The 22,904-nt window shown below is 59.1% G+C and carries 21 protein-coding genes, 1 tRNA gene and 1 pseudogene; 16 read left to right on the plus strand and 7 right to left on the minus strand.

Annotated features, from left to right (window positions below):
- Nucleotides 1-75: 75 nt before the first annotated feature.
- The 5 genes and pseudogenes from merA (at nt 76) to MHK04_RS12330 (ending at nt 4,530) form a co-directional block, all read left to right on the plus strand.
- Nucleotides 76-1,500, plus strand: coding sequence for a mercury(II) reductase (gene merA / locus MHK04_RS02975; protein WP_239207742.1), 1,425 nt, complete (start codon nt 76-78; stop codon nt 1,498-1,500).
- 147 nt (nt 1,501-1,647) lie between these two features.
- Nucleotides 1,648-2,211: a TlpA family protein disulfide reductase gene (locus tag MHK04_RS02980; protein ID WP_239207741.1), complete on the plus strand. Its 564-nt coding sequence runs from the start codon at nt 1,648-1,650 to the stop codon at nt 2,209-2,211.
- The gene (locus tag MHK04_RS02985) at nt 2,208-3,164 is read left to right on the plus strand and encodes a cytochrome c biogenesis CcdA family protein (RefSeq protein ID WP_239207740.1); all 957 of its coding nucleotides are present in this window, start codon (nt 2,208-2,210) and stop codon (nt 3,162-3,164) included. The genes MHK04_RS02980 and MHK04_RS02985 overlap by 4 nt, the downstream gene beginning before the upstream one ends.
- A 375-nt stretch (nt 3,165-3,539) precedes the next feature.
- A pseudogene (locus MHK04_RS02990) lies at nt 3,540-3,690 on the plus strand (IS481 family transposase); the annotation flags it as partial.
- A 474-nt stretch (nt 3,691-4,164) separates the two neighbouring features.
- Nucleotides 4,165-4,530, plus strand: coding sequence for a 4-fold beta flower protein (locus MHK04_RS12330; protein ID WP_396127278.1), 366 nt, complete (start codon nt 4,165-4,167; stop codon nt 4,528-4,530).
- A 270-nt stretch (nt 4,531-4,800) separates the two neighbouring features.
- Here the strand turns inward: MHK04_RS12330 and MHK04_RS02995 are convergent, their stop codons facing one another.
- Nucleotides 4,801-5,742 (minus strand): helix-turn-helix transcriptional regulator, encoded by a 942-nt coding sequence (locus MHK04_RS02995; RefSeq protein ID WP_239207739.1) that lies wholly within the window; start codon nt 5,740-5,742, stop codon nt 4,801-4,803.
- A 135-nt stretch (nt 5,743-5,877) separates the two neighbouring features.
- Between MHK04_RS02995 and MHK04_RS03000 the strand changes: the two genes are divergently transcribed.
- Nucleotides 5,878-6,249 (plus strand): VOC family protein, encoded by a 372-nt coding sequence (locus tag MHK04_RS03000; RefSeq protein WP_275434228.1) that lies wholly within the window; start codon nt 5,878-5,880, stop codon nt 6,247-6,249.
- A gap of 301 nt (nt 6,250-6,550) precedes the next feature.
- Here MHK04_RS03000 and MHK04_RS03005 read toward each other — a convergent pair.
- A tRNA-Leu gene (locus MHK04_RS03005) sits at nt 6,551-6,638 on the minus strand.
- Nucleotides 6,639-6,837: 199 nt separating this feature from the next.
- Here MHK04_RS03005 and MHK04_RS03010 point away from each other — a divergent pair.
- The 9 genes from MHK04_RS03010 (at nt 6,838) to MHK04_RS03050 (ending at nt 16,687) form a co-directional block, all read left to right on the plus strand.
- Entirely contained in the window at nt 6,838-7,671 is an 834-nt protein-coding gene (locus MHK04_RS03010; protein ID WP_239207738.1) for an FHA domain-containing protein, read from the plus strand.
- A gap of 25 nt (nt 7,672-7,696) precedes the next feature.
- Nucleotides 7,697-8,149: an FHA domain-containing protein FhaB/FipA gene (locus MHK04_RS03015; protein WP_005329668.1), complete on the plus strand. Its 453-nt coding sequence runs from the start codon at nt 7,697-7,699 to the stop codon at nt 8,147-8,149.
- On the plus strand, nt 8,146-9,510 hold the full coding sequence (locus MHK04_RS03020; protein WP_239207737.1) for a PP2C family protein-serine/threonine phosphatase: 1,365 nt from the start codon (nt 8,146-8,148) through the stop codon (nt 9,508-9,510). The genes MHK04_RS03015 and MHK04_RS03020 overlap by 4 nt, the downstream gene beginning before the upstream one ends.
- Nucleotides 9,511-9,513: 3 nt before the next feature.
- The gene (locus tag MHK04_RS03025; RefSeq protein ID WP_200288459.1) at nt 9,514-10,866 is read left to right on the plus strand and encodes an FtsW/RodA/SpoVE family cell cycle protein; all 1,353 of its coding nucleotides are present in this window, start codon (nt 9,514-9,516) and stop codon (nt 10,864-10,866) included.
- The gene (locus tag MHK04_RS03030; RefSeq protein WP_239207736.1) at nt 10,863-12,293 is read left to right on the plus strand and encodes a penicillin-binding transpeptidase domain-containing protein; all 1,431 of its coding nucleotides are present in this window, start codon (nt 10,863-10,865) and stop codon (nt 12,291-12,293) included. Before MHK04_RS03025 ends, MHK04_RS03030 begins: the two co-directional genes overlap by 4 nt.
- Entirely contained in the window at nt 12,293-13,738 is a 1,446-nt protein-coding gene (locus MHK04_RS03035) for a serine/threonine-protein kinase (RefSeq protein ID WP_239207735.1), read from the plus strand. The genes MHK04_RS03030 and MHK04_RS03035 overlap by 1 nt, the downstream gene beginning before the upstream one ends.
- 3 nt (nt 13,739-13,741) lie before the next feature.
- Entirely contained in the window at nt 13,742-15,700 is a 1,959-nt protein-coding gene (gene pknB / locus MHK04_RS03040) for a Stk1 family PASTA domain-containing Ser/Thr kinase (protein WP_239207734.1), read from the plus strand.
- Nucleotides 15,701-15,764: 64 nt separating this feature from the next.
- Entirely contained in the window at nt 15,765-16,034 is a 270-nt protein-coding gene (gene crgA / locus MHK04_RS03045) for a cell division protein CrgA (protein ID WP_005326260.1), read from the plus strand.
- Between the two features lie 74 nt (nt 16,035-16,108).
- Nucleotides 16,109-16,687, plus strand: coding sequence for a hypothetical protein (locus MHK04_RS03050; protein ID WP_239207733.1), 579 nt, complete (start codon nt 16,109-16,111; stop codon nt 16,685-16,687).
- Here MHK04_RS03050 and MHK04_RS03055 read toward each other — a convergent pair.
- From MHK04_RS03055 to MHK04_RS03070, 4 genes are all read right to left on the minus strand, one after another.
- Nucleotides 16,684-17,379 (minus strand): CPBP family intramembrane glutamic endopeptidase, encoded by a 696-nt coding sequence (locus MHK04_RS03055; protein ID WP_239207732.1) that lies wholly within the window; start codon nt 17,377-17,379, stop codon nt 16,684-16,686. The genes MHK04_RS03050 and MHK04_RS03055 overlap by 4 nt on opposite strands.
- A gap of 5 nt (nt 17,380-17,384) precedes the next feature.
- On the minus strand, nt 17,385-18,842 hold the full coding sequence (locus MHK04_RS03060; RefSeq protein ID WP_239207731.1) for a phytoene desaturase family protein: 1,458 nt from the start codon (nt 18,840-18,842) through the stop codon (nt 17,385-17,387).
- 306 nt (nt 18,843-19,148) lie between these two features.
- On the minus strand, nt 19,149-19,802 hold the full coding sequence (locus MHK04_RS03065; protein WP_239207730.1) for a rhomboid family intramembrane serine protease: 654 nt from the start codon (nt 19,800-19,802) through the stop codon (nt 19,149-19,151).
- Between the two features lie 110 nt (nt 19,803-19,912).
- Entirely contained in the window at nt 19,913-20,443 is a 531-nt protein-coding gene (locus MHK04_RS03070) for a peptidylprolyl isomerase (protein ID WP_034656094.1), read from the minus strand.
- A gap of 69 nt (nt 20,444-20,512) precedes the next feature.
- On the opposite strand from MHK04_RS03070, the gene MHK04_RS03075 reads away from it, so the two are divergent.
- The gene (locus tag MHK04_RS03075) at nt 20,513-21,172 is read left to right on the plus strand and encodes an HAD family hydrolase (RefSeq protein WP_239207729.1); all 660 of its coding nucleotides are present in this window, start codon (nt 20,513-20,515) and stop codon (nt 21,170-21,172) included.
- Here the strand turns inward: MHK04_RS03075 and MHK04_RS03080 are convergent.
- Nucleotides 21,132-22,769, minus strand: a complete 1,638-nt coding sequence (locus MHK04_RS03080; RefSeq protein WP_239207728.1) for a dihydroxyacetone kinase family protein — start codon at nt 22,767-22,769, stop codon at nt 21,132-21,134. The genes MHK04_RS03075 and MHK04_RS03080 overlap by 41 nt on opposite strands.
- Between the last annotated feature and the right edge of the window lie 135 nt (nt 22,770-22,904).

Raw genomic sequence — 22,904 nt, forward strand, 5'->3', positions numbered from 1 at the left:
TTGACCTTCCATTGTACTGGAAGGTTCACAATGGTTCCATAGGAACTTTTGAACCACAGGGAAGAGACATCTGGAATGACAAACGAAAAGTTCGATCTGGCGATTATTGGTTCCGGCGGCGGAGCGTTTGCGGCCGCGATCCGGGCCACCGGACTGGGCAAGCGCGTCGTGATGGTGGAGCGCGGCACCGTGGGCGGGACATGCGTGAACACGGGCTGCGTCCCGTCGAAGGCGCTCCTGGCTGCCGCGGAGGCCCGCCACGTGGCGTTGGATTCGGCCCGCTTCCCTGGGGTGGCGGCCTCGGCGGGCCCGGTGGACATGCCGGCCCTGATTCAGGGCAAGGCCGCGCTGGTTGAAAGCATGCGCACGGAGAAGTACGTCGATCTGGCCGCGGACTACGGGTGGACGATGATCTCGGGGGACGCGTCGTTCACCGGAACCCAGGACGCACCGCTGCTCCGGGTGATCTCCCCGGATGGTGCAGTGAGAACGATCGAGGCCGGGCACTACCTCGTGGCCACTGGCTCCGCACCCTACGTGCCGCCCGTTCCCGGACTGGCCGAGGCCGGGTACCTGACCTCGACGACGGCGATGGAACTGGACGAGGTGCCCGAATCAATGCTGATCCTGGGCGGAGGCTATGTTGCCCTGGAGATGGCACAGCTTTTCTCCCGGCTGGGCTCCCGGGTGACCATGCTGGTCCGTTCCCGGTTGGCCTCGCAGGAGGAACCGGAGGTATCCAAGGCGTTGGCGGGGGTGTTCGCCGACGAGGGGATCCGGGTGGCCCGGCGGGTCATGGCCGACTCCGTGGCCTCCGGCCCGGACGGGGTCTCGGTGACGGCAAACGTGGCCGGGGGCGAGGAGGTGTTCCGCGCTTCCCGCATCCTCGTGGCACTGGGCCGCCGCCCGGTGACCGAGGGACTGGACCTTGACGCCGTCGGGGTGAAGACCGGCGCATCCGGCGAGATCGTGGTCGATTCCCGCCTGGCCACGTCCAACCCGCGGGTTTGGGCCGCCGGGGACGCGACCGGCCATCGGGAGTTCGTTTACGTCGCAGCGGCCCACGGCGCCTTGGCCGTGGACAATGCGTTCACCGATGCCCTGGCCGAGGTCGACTACCGGCACCTGCCCCGGGTCACCTTCACCAGTCCCGCCATCGGGGCGGTCGGGATGACGGAAAAGGAAGCTGTCGCCGCCGGGATCAGCTGCGAGTGCCGGGTCCTCCCCCTGGAGTACGTGCCGCGAGCCGTGGTCAACCGCGACACCCGCGGCTTCATCAAGGTTGTCGCGGACCGCGACACCGGACGGATCCTGGGCCTCTCCGCGGTGGCCAAGGACGCCGGGGAAATCGCCGCCGCCGGCGTCTACATCCTCGAAGCGGGCATGACCACCGCGCAGGTCGCCGCCGCCTGGAGCCCCTACCTGACGATGGCCGAGGGAATCAGGATCGCCGCCAAGGCCTTCACCACCGACGTCTCCGAGCTCTCCTGCTGCGCCTGAGCTGCAGCCCCCACTACCGAAGCAAAGGAATGCCATGACCGCCACCGACCAGGCCCTCACCTATCTGTTGTCCCCCGAGCACCACCGCACCGACCACGGCACCGCCTGAGTCCCCATCCCCATTCCTGGAAGGAACCACCAGACACCATGACATACCCGAGATCCCGCCGTTCTCTGTCCGTTCCCCGGCCCAGGCACCTCGCCTCCGCCCTGTTTCTGGCAGCGGTCATGGCACTGACAACCGCCTGCGCCAGCTCACCGAGCGGCCCGTCGGCCGCGCCAGGCGGTTCGTCGCCCGACGCGGCCGGTGCCGTTGCTGTTACGGTCTCCGACATTGACGGCACTACCCGGACCATCCCGGAAGGTAAGCCCGCAGCACTGTTCTTCTTCTCTGCCGGATGCGGTGAGTGTGCGGAAGGGGCCGATTCCCTGAACAAGGCCTCCACGGCCCTGGGAAGCTCGGCCGACTACCTCCTGGTGGACGTGGACCCCCGAGAACCGAAGGAGACCATCAACGGATTCCGCGATTACATCAAGGCCCCTGAGCTCCCTGCCGTCATCGACACCGAGGCCACACTGACCACCCGGTACAAGGTCACCTCCATAAGCACCCTGGTGGTGGTCGACGCGAAGGGCGACGTTACCTTCCGGGCCACCGACCCGTCTGCGGAAAAGATCCAAGAAGAACTCACCAAGGCCGGTGCCCAATGACAGCCCTGCTTGCCCTGGCCTTCGCCGCTGGAATGATTGCCCCGGTCAATCCCTGCGGTTTCGCCCTCCTGCCCGCCTGGATAGCCCAGACCATCGGGGACGCCCGGACGCGCCCGCTCGCGCTGCGTCTGGCCCACGGGCTCCGGGCCGGGCTCGCGCTCAGCCTCGGCTTCGCCGGGACCCTGGCAGCCTTCGGGCTGATCGTCAGCGCGGGCGCCAGGACCCTGATCAGCGCAGCGCCCTGGCTGGGAATGGCCACCGGGGTGATCCTTCTCCTGCTGGGCCTGGCCATGCTCACCGGACTCACACCACGGCTCCGTCTGCCGGCCTGGGCCACGAAACCCCGCACACAAGAAGCCGCAGGGGCAGGTCACAAAACCGGGCGCATGGTGGCCTTCGGGATCGGATACGCCGCAGCATCCCTCGGCTGCACCCTCGGGGTGCTCCTGGCCGTGATCGCCCAAGCCCAGGCCGTCGCCAGCTACGCCGGGCTGCTCGCGGTCTTCGCCGCCTACACCGCAGGCTCGGCCACTGTCCTGATGCTCGTTTCGGCAGGCACGGCCATCGCCGGGGCCGCCCTCGGGCGAAGAATCACCGGCCTGGCCAAGCACAGCAACCGCATCGCCGCCTTCATCCTCACCATAACCGGCGCCTACCTCAGCTGGTATTGGTATCCCGCCGCCACCGGCGGAACCGCACAGGCCAACAGCCTCGCCGTATGGTCAGCCGCCGCCAGCGCCTGGATCAGCGACAACAGCACCCTGATCGCAGCCCTCGCCGCAGCCGTGGTGCTCGCATCGGCATTGGCCGCCCTCAACCGGCGCAGGAGACTGCGCATCAGACAGGGAACGCCGCCCACAGGCGAGGGCCCCGGGCAAAGCGGGGAACCCGACTGCTGCACACCAACTCCGGACAACAACTCGACCGAGGACCGGCCAGGCACGATCCCGTAGCTGGCCGAGGACTCCCAAAAAGCAATGGGGAGAGGGAACCTTGCCCATCTTCTGGCAAACGAGGCGCCCGCCTATCAGGACAGGTTGGTACAGCGGCATCAGGCCGGAAGTCAATTCGTGCAGAGGACTTCGGGCAATCCGTCAGGAGCCCTCTGTACCGCCCCCGCAATGACGGGAACGTCAGTGTGGTGGACTTCGGAAAGCCACAGTGACACCCACTAGTTGTACTCGACCGTGACGTTGGTGGCACTTTCGGTCTTGTGAAATAGCTAGGCCTCCTGGCTTAGTGGAGCTGTCTAGTTCTTCACTGCCAGGAGGCCTCTATGCCCAACGGTAACGCCCGCTTGACCACGCATGCGAGAGCGTTGCTGGTGGCCAGGCAAGCTCATCCATATCGATGTGAAGAAACTCAGCCGCATCCCCGACAGCGGCGGTTGGCGAGTCCACGACCGATCCGCGACCGGAAGACCCGATCGGGTTCGACCACGTCCATGCCGCTGTCGATGACCACACCCGACTCGCTTATATGGCCCACTAGCGGTCGCGGAGCGTCCTGAAAACCTAAAGTTTTATGAGACACCCGGCAGGAACTGGAATGTGAGACCGTTTCATGGGGCAATTGGCCTCCTCCCCGTCTCACTAAAGCGTCTCGCCCTAAGTTGTCGCAGGGTGGTGCTCGGTAGGGGTTTGTGAGGCATAATCGAGACATGAGGCTTTGGGGTACACCCTATTGTTACGCCGGTCTGTCACAGAATGTTGCCTGTAAAATAGGGTCACTTCGGCCATTGTTTTACATGTTCCTAGTGAGATCTGGGCCTTATGTTTGCAGATGGGGGTGAGTGTAGTGTCGGCAGCTAAAGATCCCGGTTCGCATGGGCAGCGAGTGGACTATATCCGTGTTTCGACAGTAGAGCAGAAAAATCAGCACCAGAAAAAATACTAAGCGCTTCCGGCAGGATTGACCGGTTCTTTGAGGATATGATTTCCGACCGCATCAAGAATGATTAAAGGATGGAGCCAATATTCAGATCCAACGGTAGCGTTTGCTGCATGGATAACCGACAATTCAGTCCGAAATATGCAGGGTAATACTATTGCTTTCATCAACAAAGAACATGTGTTTTCTCCTAGTGGTATAACCTTAAGACGCTTTATCAACGGGTGCTTCTTGGACTTGAGCGGTAGTGCCGTCGCCGCACTCATGCATTCAAGCACCGGCCCTCAGAAACCCGTCCTTTCGGTTCCTCCTATTCCCCCAATCCCATCCATCTCTCCTATTCCCTCTATCGAACCAGTGCAGCCCGTATGGCCGATCCCTCCATTGAGAGGGTCCTCTACCAAATGGGAAGACTTTATAGGGGCCTAGTTGCCGTCAGTGCAGTGGCACTTCACCGAAACATCGAAATTAACCTCTGTTAAGCTCAGCCGAACTTCACCAATCGTAAGAGACTTTCACCCCTGAGGGCACTCTAAACATCCGAAGCCTTACTCCACCGCCCCCGCGAGTGAAACGAAAGCCATCGTTCCTTACATATCTCCAACCACAAGGCTCTAGAGGACTCCTAGAGTGTCAGCGCACCTTTTACCGTTTTCAGCAGAGAGTTTACGACGGCATCCCGATGCCCATCAATGGTTTCTATGATTCAGGATTTGTGGTCCCGCTATGGCGTTTCGCAAGTTCATTAGCTAGCTCAGCAATGATTTTTACGGCTTCTGGAGGATGAGTGATCCAGATGTGGTCCCCAAATTGAAGTAATTGCCTTGCCCCCTGAATATCCGCATATCCCACCACGATACGGACAAAGTCTTCGTCCACGGATTCTTGATGGATAAGCCGTGATCCTAAAATACGAGATGCCATATCAAGCCTATTCGCTCGAAGAAGTGCGGTGATACGAACTGGCATGTTCCCTTCCAATTGCGCAACAAGCTGCGCCCACACCCTTGCCAAACTTTGTCCTGGACGAAGCTGAGCAGCTTGACCTAAAACGCGAAAGGTTTCCAAGCGCGAAACTGCCAACATCCTTGGTTCCCCATCGATATCGACGACCAAGTACCAATTGCTACCCTTGTGCACAAGCCCATAAGGGTCAGCCACAGCTCGTTGCCGCTTCTTGTTCCCACTTCGGCGGTACAACACCTCAATTCGAGCTTCATTCCGTACAGCCTCTAGCAGACCTTCTAAGTCGCTTTGGGTTTCATTGCTAAACCAGCCACTGGAATCAAGTAGAACCTTCTTGTCCAAATTATGAGTATCGGACGCTTTCGAGAATGAGACTGCGTTCATTTTCTTCTGCAACAAGGCGATGTCCTGGGCAAAACCCAAGTGTGCGAGTGAATCTGCCCCCACACCCAGAACCCTCAGCAGCTGAATCTCAGTCGGATCCAAGCGAGAAGCGTTCAACCGAGAACGCCTATCGAGCACAATCCCACCATGAATACCTTGCTCCGTATAAACAGGTATCCCTGCGGCCGAGAGCGCATCAACGTCACGCAGTATTGTGCGCTGCGAAACTTCAAAATGTGACGCCAACTCGGCAGACGTAGCACGGCCTCGTGTTTGCAACAACAAGAGCATAGACAACAGTCGCGCCGATCTCATGCCCCAATTATCGCCGGAACCAAAATATTTTCGGATTATGACACTCTTTGTCAGGTTTGTTTGGTCCAATGCTCTTTGGCCACGTAAACAACACCACTCACCGAGAGGAGAATGGCAGTGCCAGCCCCCAATCTTTTTCTGACTTATGTCTCTGATGTCGAGACCTCGACTGCCTTCTACAGCGATTTATTCGACATGCAGCCATCGTTCATCAGTCCTCGATATGTAGCATTCGAAATTTCACAGGATGTCCTGTTTGCTGTATGGACCGGCCATAACACCCACATGGAGAAACAAGCACCGCGAACGAGCGAAATAGGTTTGATGTTGGATGGACCGGCAATCCGCATTGATGAGACATACCGTCTATGGAAATCAAAAGGAGTCCAAATTGTGCAGCCACCCTACGATGACGTCTTCGGCCGCACCTTCGTAGTTGCTGACCCTGATGGAAACCTTATCCGCGTCAGCCCAGTCGATTAATTCTTAAATCGGGATTCAACAGCTAGGAAATCCTCCAACACCCCAAGGAAAACATCTCAGTTGGAGGATTCCAATTGCCCCGAATCAGGATCTAAAACCAGGGCGTCAGATCAAAATAACAAGCAAAATGCCTTGTTGATACGTTCGAAAACAAAAGTACGAAAGCCGAGAGCGGGAGTTCGGATGTAAATCCCCACACTTACAATCCTCGACCGCCAAAGTTGAGAAAAACAAAGAAACCGGAGGTCACGAACCCTTTCGAGTTTGTTACCTCCGGTGTCGCAGTTTGTACAACTGCTCATGGTGCCCGGGGCGGGACTTGAACCCGCACGTCCTTATCGAACACTGGCACCTGAAGCCAGCGCGTCTGCCAATTCCGCCACCCGGGCAGGGTGTGGATGTCTTAGCGACTTGATAAAGATACCACGAATGCTGCTCAGAACTACAAATCGGCAGGAAAAATAAACTATTTCGGGGAAGGAGCAGCGAAATTTCTGGGAACTTTCGCGTCGCCATCTACGTTTCGAGGGGGTGAACAAACTATACTGATCGCTACTGATCGCTGCATGGTGGAAAGGAGAATGGCTCGTGGCGTTTTTAGAAAAGCTGGCGAAGCTGGACTCCGCCATGCAACGCGGCCTTGATAACGGCATGGCCCTTGTCTTCGGCGGCAAGGTCGTTCCCGCGGAAATTGATGAGCTTTTAAAGCAAGAAGCTCAGGACAATCTCGCGCGCGGCGACGATGACAACCTTTATAGTCCGAACGTAATGACTGTGGGTGTCTCCTCCAAGGATTTGGAGAACTTGTCGCAGGATCGCAATGTGCCGGCCGATTGTGCAGACCAGTTGACGCGCTTTATTCGCAATAGCGGATGGTCCCTCGCGGGCCCCGTGATTGTGCGAGTGGCCGAAGAATCTGGTTTGCGCACGGGTCAGCTTCGCGTGTCCTCGTTTATTGATCACGAGCCCACGGAAGAGACCGGATTTGAGGCTATTTTCCACGACTTTGATGGTCAGGAGGACCAGATGACCGAGCAGCACGAGAATACGGCTGATGACGCGGTAACTACCGCTTTCATCGCTCCAGATAGTCAACCCGCCCCGCAGCCGCAGGGCCCCGCAGTCAACCTGATGCTGCAGGATGGCTCCTCGCGCGTTTATCACGTGCAAGAAGGCTCCAATATTATCGGCCGCAGCAACGACGCCGACCTGCGCCTTCCGGATACGGGCGTATCCCGTCAGCACGCGGAAATCACCTGGAACGGCCAGGATGCGGTTTTGGTGGATTTGCAGTCCACCAATGGCACCACCGTGAATGAAACGCCGATTGATAATTGGCTGCTTGCCGATGGCGACGTGATCACCATGGGCCATTCCCACATCGAGGTCCGCATCACGGGCCTTGATTCGCACAGCTACTAAGTTCAGTTAAGGAAGGGAGGTCGCCATGGATGCAGTCATCATGCTGGCGCTTCGCATCGGCTTGTTGGCTCTGCTCTGGATTTTTATCCTGGTGGCCTTGAACGCCATGCGCCGCGATACCAATAAGTCCGCCGGTGCTATCCGCCAGCAGTCGAAGAAGGTGGGGGCACCGCGGCGTCGGGAAGCGATTAAGCAGCTGTCCATCGTTGAGGGGCCGTTGCAAGGCTCCCACATGGAATTGGGCACACTAGAGGATTGCACGCTGGGCCGAGCCTCTGATTGCGATTTTGTCACGGGCGATGATTATTCTTCTGGCCACCATGCCCGGCTATTCCGCCGCGGTAGCGAATGGGTAGTAGAAGATTTGGAATCTCGCAATGGCACTTTTGTCAATGGCGTGCGCATCGACCAACCCGAGGTAGTCGGCGCGGACTCCGAAATTAAGCTGGGCCGCACTACCGTGAGGTTGAACGCATGACACTGAAGCTGAACTTCTTTGCTAAGTCCGATCGCGGCCTCATTCGCGATAATAACGAGGACTCAGGCTACGCCGGTCCTCACCTTTTGATCTTGGCCGATGGCATGGGCGGCCACGCGGCAGGCGAGGTTGCCTCCGAGCTGATGGTCAACCACCTAGAAATTTTGGACCAAGATCCGGGCCAAGAAGACACTAAAGCACTGCTGGAAGCGGCCGCTGACCAGGCCAATGAGGCCATCAGTGATCACGTCAAGGCCCATCCAGAAACCGAAGGCATGGGCACCACGCTAACCACCATGCTCTTCAACGGCACGGATTTCGGCGTCTGCCATGTGGGTGATTCCCGCGGATACCTGCTGCGCGACGGCAAACTCGAGCAGATCACCAAGGATGATACCTACGTGCAATCCCTAGTGGATAAGGGCGAACTGGACCCAGGCGATGTCTCGTCGCACCCGCAGAAGTCCCTCATTCTAAAGGCCTATACGGGCCGCCCGGTCGAAGCAACGCTATTTACTCTCGGCGCCAAGCCCGGCGACCGTATCCTGTTGTGCTCCGATGGGCTTTCGGATCCGGTAACCGCCTCCACTATTGAGACCGCACTGGGGCAAGGCAGCATTGAGCAGGCCGGCTCCACCCTAGTGGACCTAGCCATCCGTTCCGGAGGCCCGGATAATGTCACCGTGGTTATCGGTGAGGTAACTGAGGAAAGCCCCCAGGAGCACGAACCATTCCGCGTCGGCGCCCTCGCGGGCCCGACTGAAGAGCCAACCCATCCGGATTCTTCCGCCTCGCGGGCGGCACAGCTCTCCCGCAAGCCTCAAGTAATTCCACCGGCCGTCATGTCCGATGGTGAGGAGGAGCGCCCCGAGCCAGCTGATGAAGAAGCGGAGGAGGAAACTTCCGGCCGAAAGACCGGCTGGAAGGTCCTTCTTGCCCTGCTCATCGTCCTCGCACTGGTCATCGGTGCCGGACTGTGGGCAAAGAACTTCTTGTCCAATAATTATTACGTAGCTACCAACGAGGCACAGGAAATCACCATCCAACAGGGTGCTGATTACTCCGTCTTTGGCAAGGAACTACACTCCACGAACCAATACGTGTGCATCAATGACAGCAATTCGCTCCTCTTTTCCGGCGAGCCGTGCAAGGGCGACTTTGCACCGCTAAAGGTTACGGACCTACCGGAATCTGAACGCAGCGCCGTCGACCATCTCTCCACTGGTGATCTGGGTGAGGTGCAGCAGCAAGTCAATGATTTGGGCGATAAGGCGCTCAAGCCATGTATTACTGCGCCGAGCCAAAAAGATAAGAAGGATGCCAAGAAAAACAAGCCTGGCGTCACCTGCCGGGAGGTGTAGGTTGTGAAAAAGTTTTTTAGCCGAGGGACCGAACTCGGCCTGCTCATCCTAGCCGCCATTGTCTTCGCTATTACCTTGGTGAGCTTGGAGCTTTCCCAGGACAACGCTCTGACCATGGACTTGGTTTATCTCATTGGCGGTTTCATTGGCGTCTTTACCGTCGCCCATCTGGTGATGTGCTTCTTAGCACCTTATGCCGATCAGATCATGCTGCCCATCGTGGCGATCCTCAATGGCATCGGGCTCATCATGTTGGCCCGCCTAGATCTGGTTAAAGAAAGCGGGCTCGCGGTGCGTCAGGTCATGTGGACCGTCGTCGGACTCGTACTCTTCGTGCTGGTCTTGGCCATTTTGAAGGATCACCGCTCGCTGACGCGCTACTCCTATATCTTGGGTGCCGCAGGCCTTGTCCTGCTGGCTCTGCCGCTGGTATGGCCGCAGCCTGCGGACGTGGAGGCACGCATCTGGATAAACTTGGGTCCGTTTTCCATCCAGCCCGGCGAGTTCTCCAAGATCTTGCTGATCTTGTTCTTTGCCATGCTGCTGACGCAGAAGCGCTCCCTATTTACCGTGGCGGGATACCGAGTACTGGGTATCTCCCTGCCGCGCTTGCGCGACCTCGCACCCATCCTGATCATTTGGGCCGTCGCGATCGTCATCATGGGTATCTCCAATGACTTCGGCCCAGCGCTGCTGCTGTTTAGCACCGTCCTTGGCATGCTGTTTATGGCCACCGGCCGCGTGAGCTGGCTGCTTATCGGCGTTGTCCTCGTCGGAGTGGGCGGTTTTGGTATTTATCAGATCTCCGCGAAAATCCAGCAACGCTTTTCTAACTTCTTAGACCCGCTGGGCAATTATGACGTCACGGGTTTCCAGCTCTCCCAGTCGCTATTCGGCTTGTCTTCCGGCGGCATCTCTGGCAGCGGCTTGGGCGAGGGGCATCCAGAACTCGTTCCGGTGGCCCACTCGGATTACATCCTTGCTGCAATCGGTGAGGAGTTCGGCCTCATTGGCCTTGCCGGCGTACTGGTGCTTTTCGGTATGCTGGCCATCCGCGGCTTTGGCACTGCGCTGCGCACCCGCGATACCTATGGCAAGCTGGTGGCTTCCGGTCTTTCTCTTACCTTGGCAGTCCAGGTCTTCGTGGTCACCGGCGGCATTTCTGCCCTGCTGCCGATGACCGGTTTGACCACGCCGTTCATGTCTGCCGGTGGTTCCTCTCTCATGGCTAACTATGTGTTATTGGCGATCTTGCTGCGGATCTCTAACGCGGCTCGTCGCCCCATGCAGGAGACCTCGAGCAATGCGCCGAGCGATACCTCCATGTTCCCGTCGGTCCAGGAGGCTCACCGATGAATAGATCCATCCGTCTAGTGTCCTTATTCGCCATCATTTTGACGGCCATCTTGCTGGTCAACTTGACGGTGATTCAGGCTTTTTCTGAAGATAAATACGCCCATAATCCGCGGAATATGCGCGGCTTCATGGAAATGCAGACCACCCCGCGCGGCCAGATCTTTGCGGGCAATACCGTGTTGGCACAGTCGACGCAGAACCCAGACGAGACCTACTCACGCTCCTACCCCATTAATTCACCGGCCTTTGGCAACTTGACCGGCTACCTGTCTAGCCAATTTGGTGCCTCGGAACTTGAGTCCTCCCAAAATGACATCCTCAATGGCACCGATGATTCTTTAATGAAGCAAAACTGGCTCGATGCTCTGGCCGATAAGCCGAAGCAGGGCGCCAATGTAGAGGTCACCATCGAACCTGCACTCCAGCAGGCTGCCTATGATCAGCTGGTGGGCCCGGGTTACGAGGGCTCTGCGGTTGCCATTCAGCCTTCCACCGGCAAGATTCTGGCTATGGCCTCCAACCCTGGCTATAACCCGAATGATCTGATGGGCGATTCCGCCGAGGATATTTGGGCCAACCTGCAAGAACAGGAGGGGCAGCCGCTGGTCAACCACGCCGGTGCAGAAACGCTGCCTCCTGGTTCCATTTTCAAGATCATCACCACCGCGGCCGGTCTGAACAACGGTTTTAATCCTTCCTCCACCTTGACCGGTTCCAATGTCATTACCTTGCCAGACACGGTGACGGAGCTGACTAACTATGCCAACCAAAAGTGCAACGGCCAAGATGCGGTAACCCTGCAGACCGCCTTTGCACTGTCGTGCAATACCGCTTTTGTGGAGATGTCGGAGCAGCTCGGCGCAGATGAATTGCGCAAGTATGCCAAGGCCTTTGGCGTGGGCGAAAACTATGACCTCGGCGTCTCCACCTCCGCCGGCACCTTGGGCGATTTGCCGGATGGGGCGGCCACGGCGCAGTCCGCCATTGGTCAGCGCGATGTCACCATGACCGCGCTGCAAGCCGCTGTTATGGCGGGCACCGTGGCCAATAAGGGCACCCGCATGCAGCCTTACCTGGTCAATCGCATTACCGACTCCCAGATGAAGGACATCCGCACCACCAAACCAAAGAAGGCGGACCAGGCGGTTAACGAGGAAACTGCGGCTACGCTTACTGATTTGATGTATGCCTCGGAGCGTTCCTCCGCTGGATATGATGGCAATGGCTTTGCTTCCAAGACCGGTACCGCTGAGCATGGCGAGGGCCTAGCCCCGCACGTGTGGTACGTTGCCTTCGATCCGGAGCGGGATATCGCAGTGGGCGTCGTGGTAAAAAATGGTGGTAACTTAGGTGAGTCCGCGACGGGCGGCAAGGTTTCCGGCCCAATTGGCCGCGCTATCCTGCGCGCATACCAGGGGGAGCAGTAATGAATAGCGCCGAGAATAAGGAACATCTCCAGGCACTGATTGGCAGCGACTACGAGCTGCAGTGGGTAATCGGCCACGGCGGAATGTCCACCGTGTGGTTGGCCGATGATACCCGCAATGATCGGGAGGTCGCGCTCAAGGTTCTCCGCCCGGAATTTTCCGATAACCAAGAGTTCCTCTCGCGTTTCCGCAACGAGGCGAAATCGGCCGAATCTATTCAGTCCGAGAACGTGGTAGCTACCTATGACTACCGCGAGTTGGAAGACAACGGCCGCAAATTCTGTTTCATGGCCTTGGAATACGTCCGTGGCGAATCCCTTGCAGACCTGCTGGCGCGCGAAAATACGCTGCAGGAGGAGCTGGCTCTCGACGTCCTCGAGCAGGCTGCGCATGGCCTGTCCATCATCCACCGCATGGAGCTCGTGCACCGCGATATTAAGCCCGGCAACTTGCTCATTACGCAAAATGGCCAGGTCAAGATCACGGACTTTGGCATTGCCAAGGCAGCCGCAGCCGTGCCGCTTACTCGCACCGGCATGGTGGTAGGCACCGCACAGTATGTGTCCCCCGAGCAAGCACAGGGAAAGGATGTCACGCCGGCTTCCGACGTCTATTCGCTCGGCGTCGTTGGCTATGAAATGCTCGCCGGCAAGCGTCCCTTTACCGGAGATTCCTCCGTATCCATCGCTTTGGCCCACATCAACCAGGAGCCGGAGCCACTATCGACGAATATCAGCGCCCCTGCGCGCGAGCTCATTCGCATTGCGTTGCGCAAGGACCCGGCCACCCGCTATGCCGATGGCAATGAGTTCACCCTGGCCATCTCCGCAGTTCGCTTGGGCAAGCGCCCGCCGCAGCCCAAGTCCGCTCCGCTAGCGCAGCGCGCACCAGAGCCATCGCCGTCCGCCTCGACGGAGATGTTGGGCAACGTTGCCCAACCCACCACGATCCATCCGGCAGCGGGAACCGCTCCAGTTAAGGAATCGAAGGGTGGCTCCTCCTTTCTGAAGGGCCTGGGCATCACCTTGCTCCTCGCGGCCTTGGCCGGCGGTGGTTACCTCGCCTACCAGCAGCTAAGCGATAGCGAGGGAACGAGCGCACCCTCCAGCACGCCGGAAACCTCGGTGGTTACGGAGTACCGCGATCCCACCACCACCCACCAAGACACTCCGGAAGAAGATACCCAAGAGGCCCCAGCACCGGTGACGGTGACAGAGACCGAGCCGCAGGAGACGGAGCAAGAAGAGACTCCGCGTACTACTCACCGGGAGACACCCACGCGCCACTCGCCCACCCACCAACAGCAGCCCCCGGCCCTACCGACGCAACAGAATCCGCAGGATACGCACGTTGAAAACACACCTGAGCTGGATACTCCAGTAAACTCGCAGGCTAATGAGCTCCCCGGAGACTTGGCTGATTTACTGACACAGGAGGGTGACTAAGCGATGGTCAATGACCGCTATCGGAGAGGCGAGATCATCGGAGCCGGCGGCATGTCTGAAGTCTATGCTGCCGAAGACACTGTCCTAGGCCGCCAGGTTGCGGTAAAGATGCTCCGCCCGGAAATGGCGCGCGACGTCAACTTCCGGGAGCGTTTTTACCGCGAGGCCCAGAACTCGGGCAAGTTGAATCACCCCAATATCGTGGCGGTTTATGACACCGGGGAAACCGAGCTGGATGGCATGACCATCCCGTATATCGTCATGGAGCGGGTCAATGGCCGCACCTTGCGCGATATCATTCGCGAGGATGGAGCACTATCCGCCCAAGAAGCGGCGGATATCCTCAAACCGGTAGCGGATGCACTGCAAGCCTCGCACGAAGCCGGCATTATCCACCGCGATATCAAGCCAGCAAATATTATGCTCACCAACACCGGCCAGGTGAAGGTGATGGACTTCGGCATCGCTCGCGCCTTGGATGATTCCACCTCGGCGATGACGCAAACCTCCGCCGTTATCGGCACTGCCCAATATCTTTCTCCCGAGCAAGCCCGCGGTAAGAACGCGGATGCCCGCTCGGATGTCTATGCACTGGGCTGCGTGCTCTACGAGGCCCTTACCGGTCAGACCCCATTTGAGGGCGAAACCCCGTTTGCGGTTGCTTATCAGCACGTACAGGAAGAGCCGACACCACCGTCGGAGCTCATCGCGGATCCTTCACTAACCCCCACCCAGCGCGTCAATATTGATGCGGTGGTGCTTACCGCAATGGCGAAGCACCCTGCGGATCGTTACCAATCCGCCTGGGAGATGGCCGGCGATTTGGAACGCCTGCGCAATGGACAGGTCACCGCAGCAGCGCGCATGCACGTTAATGAGGACGAGGTCGAGCAGCCTACCGAGATGGTAGGTGCCGCCGCGGCCCCCGCGGCAGCGCACCGCGCACCGATTCAATCCACCCGCCCCACCGAAGAGGATGACAAGCAGGGCGGCGGCTGGATGAAGTGGTTGGCTGCCTTCTTGGCCGCCCTCTTGGTAGCTATCGTCGGCTACTTCGCATGGGACTTCTTCTCCAATGACAAGGAGGATCCCGAAAAGCCACGCCAGACCCAATCTGCCCCGCACGACAAGATCATCGTGCCAGAGGTGGAAAACCGCCCACGCAATGAGGTGGTTAAGGAACTCGAAGACATGGGCCTGCAGGTTACCGTCAATGAGGAAGCCAACCCGGATATCCCTCGCAATAATGTCATCCGCATCAACCCCGCCCCGGGTTCCGAGCTGCAAAAGAATGCCTCGGTTACGTTGACTGTGTCCTCTGGTAAGGAAATTACTGATGTCCCGGACATCACCGGCATGACCTTGGATGAAGCCTCCCAGGCCCTCGAAGAGGCGGGCTTGGCACTCAACTCCGACGTTTCGGAGGAAAACGATGAAGCACCAGCCGGCCAAATCATCAAGCAGGATCCGGCCGGCGGCACGCAGCTGTCTAAGGGATCGAAGGTACGGGTGACGGTATCTAAGGGCGTCGAAAAGAAGCGCGTGCCCAATGTTTCCGGCATGAATGTAGAAGACGCTCAGAGCCGCCTCGAATCCAGTGACTTTGATGTAGACGTGCGCGAGGTCGATTCCTTGGAGCCGAAGGGCACGGTGCTGAGCGTATCCAATGAGGGCGCGGAGCTGGAAAAGGGCAAGCCGGTCACCGTTGAGGTCTCCAATGGCATGCTCTTTAAGGCTCCTGACCTGGTAAGACAGAGTCAGAAGCAGGCCGAAGATGAACTCCGCGCGGCTGGGTGGACTGGCCAGCTGGTGCCGGGTGAGCCCGTGCCGACCGGCGCGCTGGTGGATAACAATAAGATTGGCTGGGCCTCTGTGAATCCAGGCGATACCATGCGTAAGGATCAAAACATTGAGGTCCGCCTGTGGAATTTCGACCCCGCTGCACTTCTGCCGCAGCCATAGCTGCTGGTATCCTAAGGTCTCAGTACGAACTTAGATAAGAACTTAAATCTAGAAAAGGTATTTTATGCCGAAGTCAAAGATTTCTCAGAGCTCCTCCGTCCCTACCTCGAGCTCTGCTACCAACCGCACCCCCGTCAAGATCAATTCGGAGGGCACCCCGAAGTGGTACGTAGCCATCATGCTAGGCCTGATGGTCATCGGTTTGCTGTGGCTCGTGGTCAATTACCTCGCTGGCCAGGACATCCCGTTCATGGCGGACCTCGGCGCTTGGAATTATGGCATCGGTTTTGGCTTGGCCATCATCGGCCTGCTGATGACCATGGGGTGGCGCTAAGCTAGACCTCCCAGCCTGTTCCCTCGCTCCCTGCTTCCTGTAGGTGGCGAGGGTTTTTCATATCTAGGAGCCACATGTCTCGCCACATTCTTGCTGCTGGCCTCATCATTTCGGTGGCCTACGCGGCCGTGCACATCGCGTTTGCCGACCCCACCCTACTCACCGGCGCCGCTCCCCTCCGCCTTTCCGTGCGCAACTACCTAGGCAATGTCCTGGGCTCGGGCATGGTGTGGGGAATCTTTAGCTACCTCATAGGCAAGAATTATTCGGGCCGGTGGCTCAAGGCACTCCTGGCCGGTACGGGAATTATCGTTTTGATGCTGGCCGTGCACTACGCCTTGCTCGTGGTCTTCGGTGTGTACAACTGGCGGGAGGCATTTGAGTACAACGCCCAGTGGTTTATCCTGGCGCTCATCTCTGGACCGGTATTGGGGCTGGCCGGCGCGGCCTCGGCCCAGTTCCGGTGGTTCGACTATCTCGCCGTCCTAGGCTTCCTCCTCGAGCCTGTCATAGCAGGACTCGTCCCAGGCAGTTCCTACTTGCCCCGCACCACGACCATCCCTGGGTACTTCGCCGCTGCGACTCTCTGGCTCATCGGCGCAGGCTTCCTTATTTGGCAGCGGCGAGCACGACCCAAGGTACAGCAGGATTAACCGTTAAGTGCGACCAGGAATACCACGGCGTTGTTTACGCAGTGTATGAGAAACGGCGCAGTGAGGGATCTAAACCACAGTCGTGCCACAACAAGTGATGTGCCAGCAAAGAAGAGGTAGACCACGACCATGGGGATGCCGTGCATTACTGCAAAAATGGCCACTGTTGCGGAAGCAGCTGTGGCGGTAGGCATCTTTCCTTGCAACCAATCAAAAAGGATTCGTCGGAAGGCAACTTCTTCGATTAGGGGAATGACCACTGCACCGCACACGGCCGCGAGCACAGAAGCAACAGGACTGATGCCTATACCATCAGCAATACTTGAAGATTTTTGCTCAGTACCAAAAAGCCATCCAATCACTCCCGTAGCCGCGCCACCGCCCAGCAGGGTAAGCGGTATCCACCACAGGAGGTGCCAAAGCGAATGTGTACAGGGGAGAAATCCGAGTTCGCGGTGGGACCAGCCTAGACGCCGACAGAAACCGTACCATAAAATGCCCAACCCACTAATCGCGCCGCCTAGTGAAACCCCCAGGGCAACCCAGGACCGCTGCCCGCCGGAAAACAGCCCACAGGCGATACCGACAATCGCCGCACCAGCGAACATGGCAGCTACACTTGCTGCCGCCCACGCCATATGCACACCTCGGACCGGAGGATGAAGCTGAGAATTCTTCAATACAGTAATCATACTGTCTAACGTTCCATCCCCCGTCTAATACTTGGGAATGATTTTATTTGCGAGTTCCGTGCTTCCTCGGCGGCCCACCATCCCGGCATACCGTGCACACCAGCACCGGGAGCGGCGGAGCTGGAGGCCATATATACTCCCGGAGCGAGGCGATGCGGATGGGGCGAAAGGCGTGGCCGCAGGAGAGTTTGCAGCCCAGTCATGGATCCGCCGGCAATATCGCCGCCCACCAGGTTGGGATTCCACCGCTCCAGCTCGGCTGGGCTAGTGGCGTGGGTAGCCAGGATGGTATCCCGAAAACCGGGGGCAAAGCGTTCGATCTGCGCAGTAATCAGCTCGGTTACCTCACCCGGATAGCGCTCCGCATAGCCGCGCGGGACGTGCGCATAAGTCCACAGCGTAAGCCCACGGGAAGGGTCGGCCACGTATTGTTGGCATGCCATTACTAGGGGGTGATCGGGCATGCGCCGCTTGCCGACGTCCCCCTCTGCCTTACAGATCTCCTCCACCGTGCCTCCCACATGCACGGTGCCGGCCTGGCCCACGCGCGGGTCGGTCCACGGCACGGGCTCGCTGAGGTGGAAATCCACTTTGAAGACGGCGCTGCCATATCGCCAGCGCGTCAGGCTGCGGCTAACACGGCTGGGAAGCTCCAGCCCACGTAGCCCCAGGATCTGCTGCGGGGTCAGGTTCACAATGATCGCCTCGGCTGCGGGCAATTCCCGCAGGTCGCGAACCTCGCAGCCGGTGTGGAGGCGGGCATGATGGGAACGGAGGAGGTTTAAGAGGGCGTCGATAAGAGCGCCGGTGCCGCCCTCCACTACGGGCCAGCCGCGGGTCATGCCTAGCCCGCCAAAGAGCAAGCCGAATGCGGAGGTAAATGGCCTCGTAGGCGAGGTAATCGCGTGGACCGCGCTGCCCGCGAAGAGGGCGCGGGCCTGTGGCGTAGCAAAGGCCGCTCGGCCGAGCTGACTGGCGGGCACGATGCCGGCCGCGCCGAACTGTGCCAAGCGCACGGGGCGATCGGGCCAGCGTACCAGCGGCGTTAGTGCATTCCCCACATGCTCATCAATGTGCCGGACAATGTGTCCGTGCAACCGCGTCCACGCGCGGGCATCGGCTCCCAACTCCGCGGCCGTATCCGCCAAGGAACCCTGCAAGATCCCGGCCGGGGCTCCCTCTAGCGGATGGGCCATGGGATAGGGGGCGTTAAGCCACCGCAAACCATGGGATTCCAGATCGAGGGCGCGGAACGCCGGACTCGCCGCGCCAAAAGGGTGCCCGGCCGCTCCGAGATCCACAATCGTGCCCGGAAAAATCTCCGCCGAGGAGGCTGCCGCACCACCGGCCCAGTCGGCCCGTTCGTAGATATCCACGCTCCAGCCAGCCATGGCCAAACGCGCCGCGGCCGTGAGTCCATTAGGTCCTGCGCCGACGATCACAGCGCGAGGTTGATTATCCACAATGCTCCTTATGCAGGTCAGTACCCAAATTTATCAGTCTTGCTCACACAGTGGGTAGAAAGTTATCCACAGGCTGTGGAGAAAGCCTGTGAAATGTGAATTTCACACAATTATTAACACCCTGTGGATAACTGTTTTCACGGACTTCCACAGGCGGATTTTCTTACTTCCGCACGGTCTAGACCAGCGTGATCAGGGAAAACTCCGGAAAAGCGTTCGGTAAATTACAAAAATGTAGTTATCCACATTGTGGATAAACATTGTGGAATTCTTTCGCACATGCTTTCCGGTGATCAAAATTCACAGTTATCCCCAAAACCCAGCTTGTTGGGCCAAGAGCGCGAGGATTACCGCGGCCACCACAACAACACCGCCCCAGCGAAGAAAGGGGCTTTTTCGATAGAGAAAAAGGCTCAACACGAGGCCTGTGCACAACCCACCCAAGTGTCCCCACAGGGATACGCCATTGGCCAGGAAGGTATAGGCCACGTTCGCCACAACCAAGGCGATGGGTGCGCGGAGATCGAGTCCGCGCTGGCGATAAGCACCTACCAGCATGACCATGAGCGCGAAGAGCGCACCGGAGGCGCCGACGGTGGGGGTATTGAAGTCGAATTTCAAGATCATGGCGGACGCGCCTAGGCAAGAGGTGAAATAAGCGGCAAGATACAACCCGGTGCCAAGCGTCCGCTCCACTTCCCTGCCTATGAGCAAGAGCATGATCATATTCACCGCCAAATGGCCCACGTCTAGGTGCATGAACTCCGAAGACAGCGCAGTCTGGGGGCGGAAGGGATAATCCGGTCCCCACAGGCCCCAATCCGCTGCGAGCGGGGAATCATAGAAGGTGGCTCCTAGCGTGCGCGCCTGCACCGCGGTAATCAGCCAAGCGATGATGCACACCGCGGCAATGAGCGCGGTCGCTGGGGTAGCGCGGACATAGTTTCTCACCATGGTCATGAAGTTGTCAGTCCTTTAGGCGGGGGTCTAGCTATGGATAGCTCGGGGAAAACTGCAACGAGCCCGCCGCCGCACGAATAATGCGGTGACGGGCCCGAGGAAAAAGGCGATTATGCGATATCGATGGACTCGATAACAACGTCCTCGTGCGGACGGTCCATGCGGTCGGTATCCACCTTGGCGATCTTGGAGACGACCTCCTGGGAAGCAGCGTCAGTTACCTCGCCAAAGATGGTGTGGTGGTTGTTCAGGTGCGGGGTCGGCGCCACGGTGATAAAGAACTGGGAGCCGTTGGTGCCTGGGCCGGCATTAGCCATGGCCAGCAGGAATGGGCGATCGAACTGCAGCTCCGGGTGGAATTCATCCTGGAACTGGTATCCCGGGCCACCGCGGCCGGTGCCGGTCGGGTCGCCGCCCTGAATCATGAAGTTATCGATGATGCGGTGGAAGATTGCACCGTCATAGAACGGGCCGGACTGCTCGCCCTTTGCATTCTGGGAGGAGTAGTCCTTCTCGCCCTTGGCCAGGCCGATGAAGTTTTCAACGGTTACCGGTGCATGGTTACCGAAGAGATCGATAACAATGTCACCGTAGTTGGTATGCATCGTTGCAGTTGCGGTCTTCTGAGTCATGCCAGCCATTGTAAAGAATTTAACGCGTGCCTGCCGCGCATGACATAACGCTGTCAGCGATCGCGCTAGCCTGAAGGCATGATTCGCGCGCTTCTTTTTGATCTGGATGACACCTTGCTCGATCACACCGGCGCGGCCCGAGACGCGGTGGATCAGTGGTGCCGCGAGCTCGGCCTGCCCGAGGGTCAGCATGCGCGGTTCGCGGCTATTGAACGAAAGTGGTTTCAAGCCTATGAGCGCGGCGAGGTCTCCCACCACGGCCAGCGCGCGGCGCGCTGCCGCGAATTCCTCGGCCGGGACATGAGCGATGCCGAGGCGCTGGCCGCCTACGACGGCTATCTTTCCGCCTACCGGGAGCAATGGCGCGCTTTTTCCGACGCCCTGCCCACCCTCACCTGGGCCCTCGAGTCCGGCTTTCAGGTAGGCATACTCACCAACGGCGAGCGCGAAATGCAGCAGGCGAAGCTGGAAGCTACGGGCCTTGCGCTTGCCGACGTCCTTCTCATCCCCACCGTCGACCTCGGCTGCCCCAAACCACAACGGGAGGCCTATCTCGCTGCTTGCCGCCAGCTCGGCGTGGCCCCCGCAGACACGCTCATGGTGGGCGATTCCCTGGCCAATGATGTGCAGGGCGCGCGCACAGCGGGGCTGCGAGCGCTCCACCTCGACCGTACCGGTAAGGGAGATCTGAACTCGCTTAGTGCGCTGAGAGAGGTTCTCCCCCAAAGAGCCAGCTGACCACGATGGCGCCCGGATCGGTAACGCCCTTGCTGCGATCTCCCAGGTAGGAGGCGCGGCCCTTCTTTGCAGCAAGGTCCTCGGTCTCGAGGGCGCCGGCATGGGCGGCGTCGAAAAGCTCCTGCAAGGTCTCCGCGTCCGGATCCTTCGCACCTAGTTCGCGGGCCTTTTCTGCAGCCGGAATGAGGGCATCGAGCATGGTGCGATCCCCGCGCTGGGCGCCGCCGAGCTCGTGGATTAATTCAGCCGCTGCATTGAGCCCGTCCGCCAGCGACTCCGCCCGAGCCAATTCATTAAAGAGCGTGCCGAATACAGCGCCGGAGGTACCACCGGCGAGGACGAGCAGGCGCTTGGCCAGCCCGGTGAAGATCTCGGTATCCGTGCCGCGCAGGGGGAGCTCAATGCCGCCGAAGGCCGCCTCCATGTTCTGGCCAAAGTCGCCGTCGCCGGCTTTGCGGTCCAGCTCAGTAAGCGCCTCGAAGGAGGCTTGGAGACGCTCCACAAAGGCGGTGAGCCACTGGTTCTCCTCGCCCTCGGTAGGAAGTTCATCCTGGAAGGTGATGGTGGCGGGTTCTACCGCCTTCGCGCGGCCCAGGGCATGGGGCCAGGCAGGGGCGGCAGTGGGGGCGTCGATAAGCTCGAGCAGCTCCGCATCTGCCTTGAGCAGAGTAAAGGAAGCACCGTGCATATTGACTGCGGTGACATAGGATCCCACCAACGACCGGGCTACGGTGACGCCTCGCTGGGCCAGCTGCGCGGAGGCCTCACCAAAGAGCAAACTCAGCTCCAGCGGGGTGGTGCCGCCTAAGCCGTTGACCAGGCATACCACTTCATCGCCTTGACCCAACTTAAGGGCTGGCACGATCTTATCCAGGACCTGATTCACGATGGCGCTCGCGCTATCTACCTGCTCGGTATGCGTGCCCGGCTCACCGTGAATGCCCACTCCCACCTCCATCTGACCGGTTGCAAGATCAAAGGTCTCGCGGCCGGTAGTCGGCTTAAAACCGGCACCCAACGCCACGGACATGCTGCGAGAATTATCCGCAGTGCGCTGCCCTAATTCAGCAACCTTATCCACGTCGTCCCCGCGGTAGGCAGCAGCGCCTGCGACCTTTTCCACCAGGATGGTTGCCCCCGTGCCGCGACGGCCGGGGCCATCCTCGTGGCCATCAGTGGCAAGATCATCGGCTACCAACACCGTGCGCGTGGTTACCGCCTCAGCAGCATTGCGGGCGACGGTGAAATTCATGACGTCTCCGGTGTAGTTTTTCACCACGTGGACTACTCCCCTGCCTTGGTCAGCCCACTGGGTGGCCTCGCTGACTTGCACCGCGTTGGGGGAGGTAAACAGCAGTCCCGGACAGGCCGCAGCGAGCATGCCTTGGCCTATGAAGCCGGCGTGCATCGGTTCATGACCGGAACCGCCACCGGAAATCACCGCCACTGCTGGATCACCGTCTTCGGTGCGCAGCGATGTGGTGCGGCCGATGAATCCGACGTCGTGCCAGCAGGCATCGGGGTGGTTGGCGATGAGCCCGGCAAGGGCATCAGAAAGGAAGGTGTCTTGGCTATTGCGGAATGCGGAGTGATTCATACTCCCACGCTAGTGGTGTTTCTTACCCGAAAGCCAAGACGAGAAAAGAAACATACCGGTTCCATTCGGACACCCAGCTGATTCGCAGCATTTTCGCAATGTGCAGAGGATACTAAAGAAAGCACTACGAAAGGA

This window comes from Corynebacterium nasorum, assembly GCF_022345765.1.
In the GTDB taxonomy this organism is placed as follows: domain Bacteria; phylum Actinomycetota; class Actinomycetes; order Mycobacteriales; family Mycobacteriaceae; genus Corynebacterium; species Corynebacterium kefirresidentii.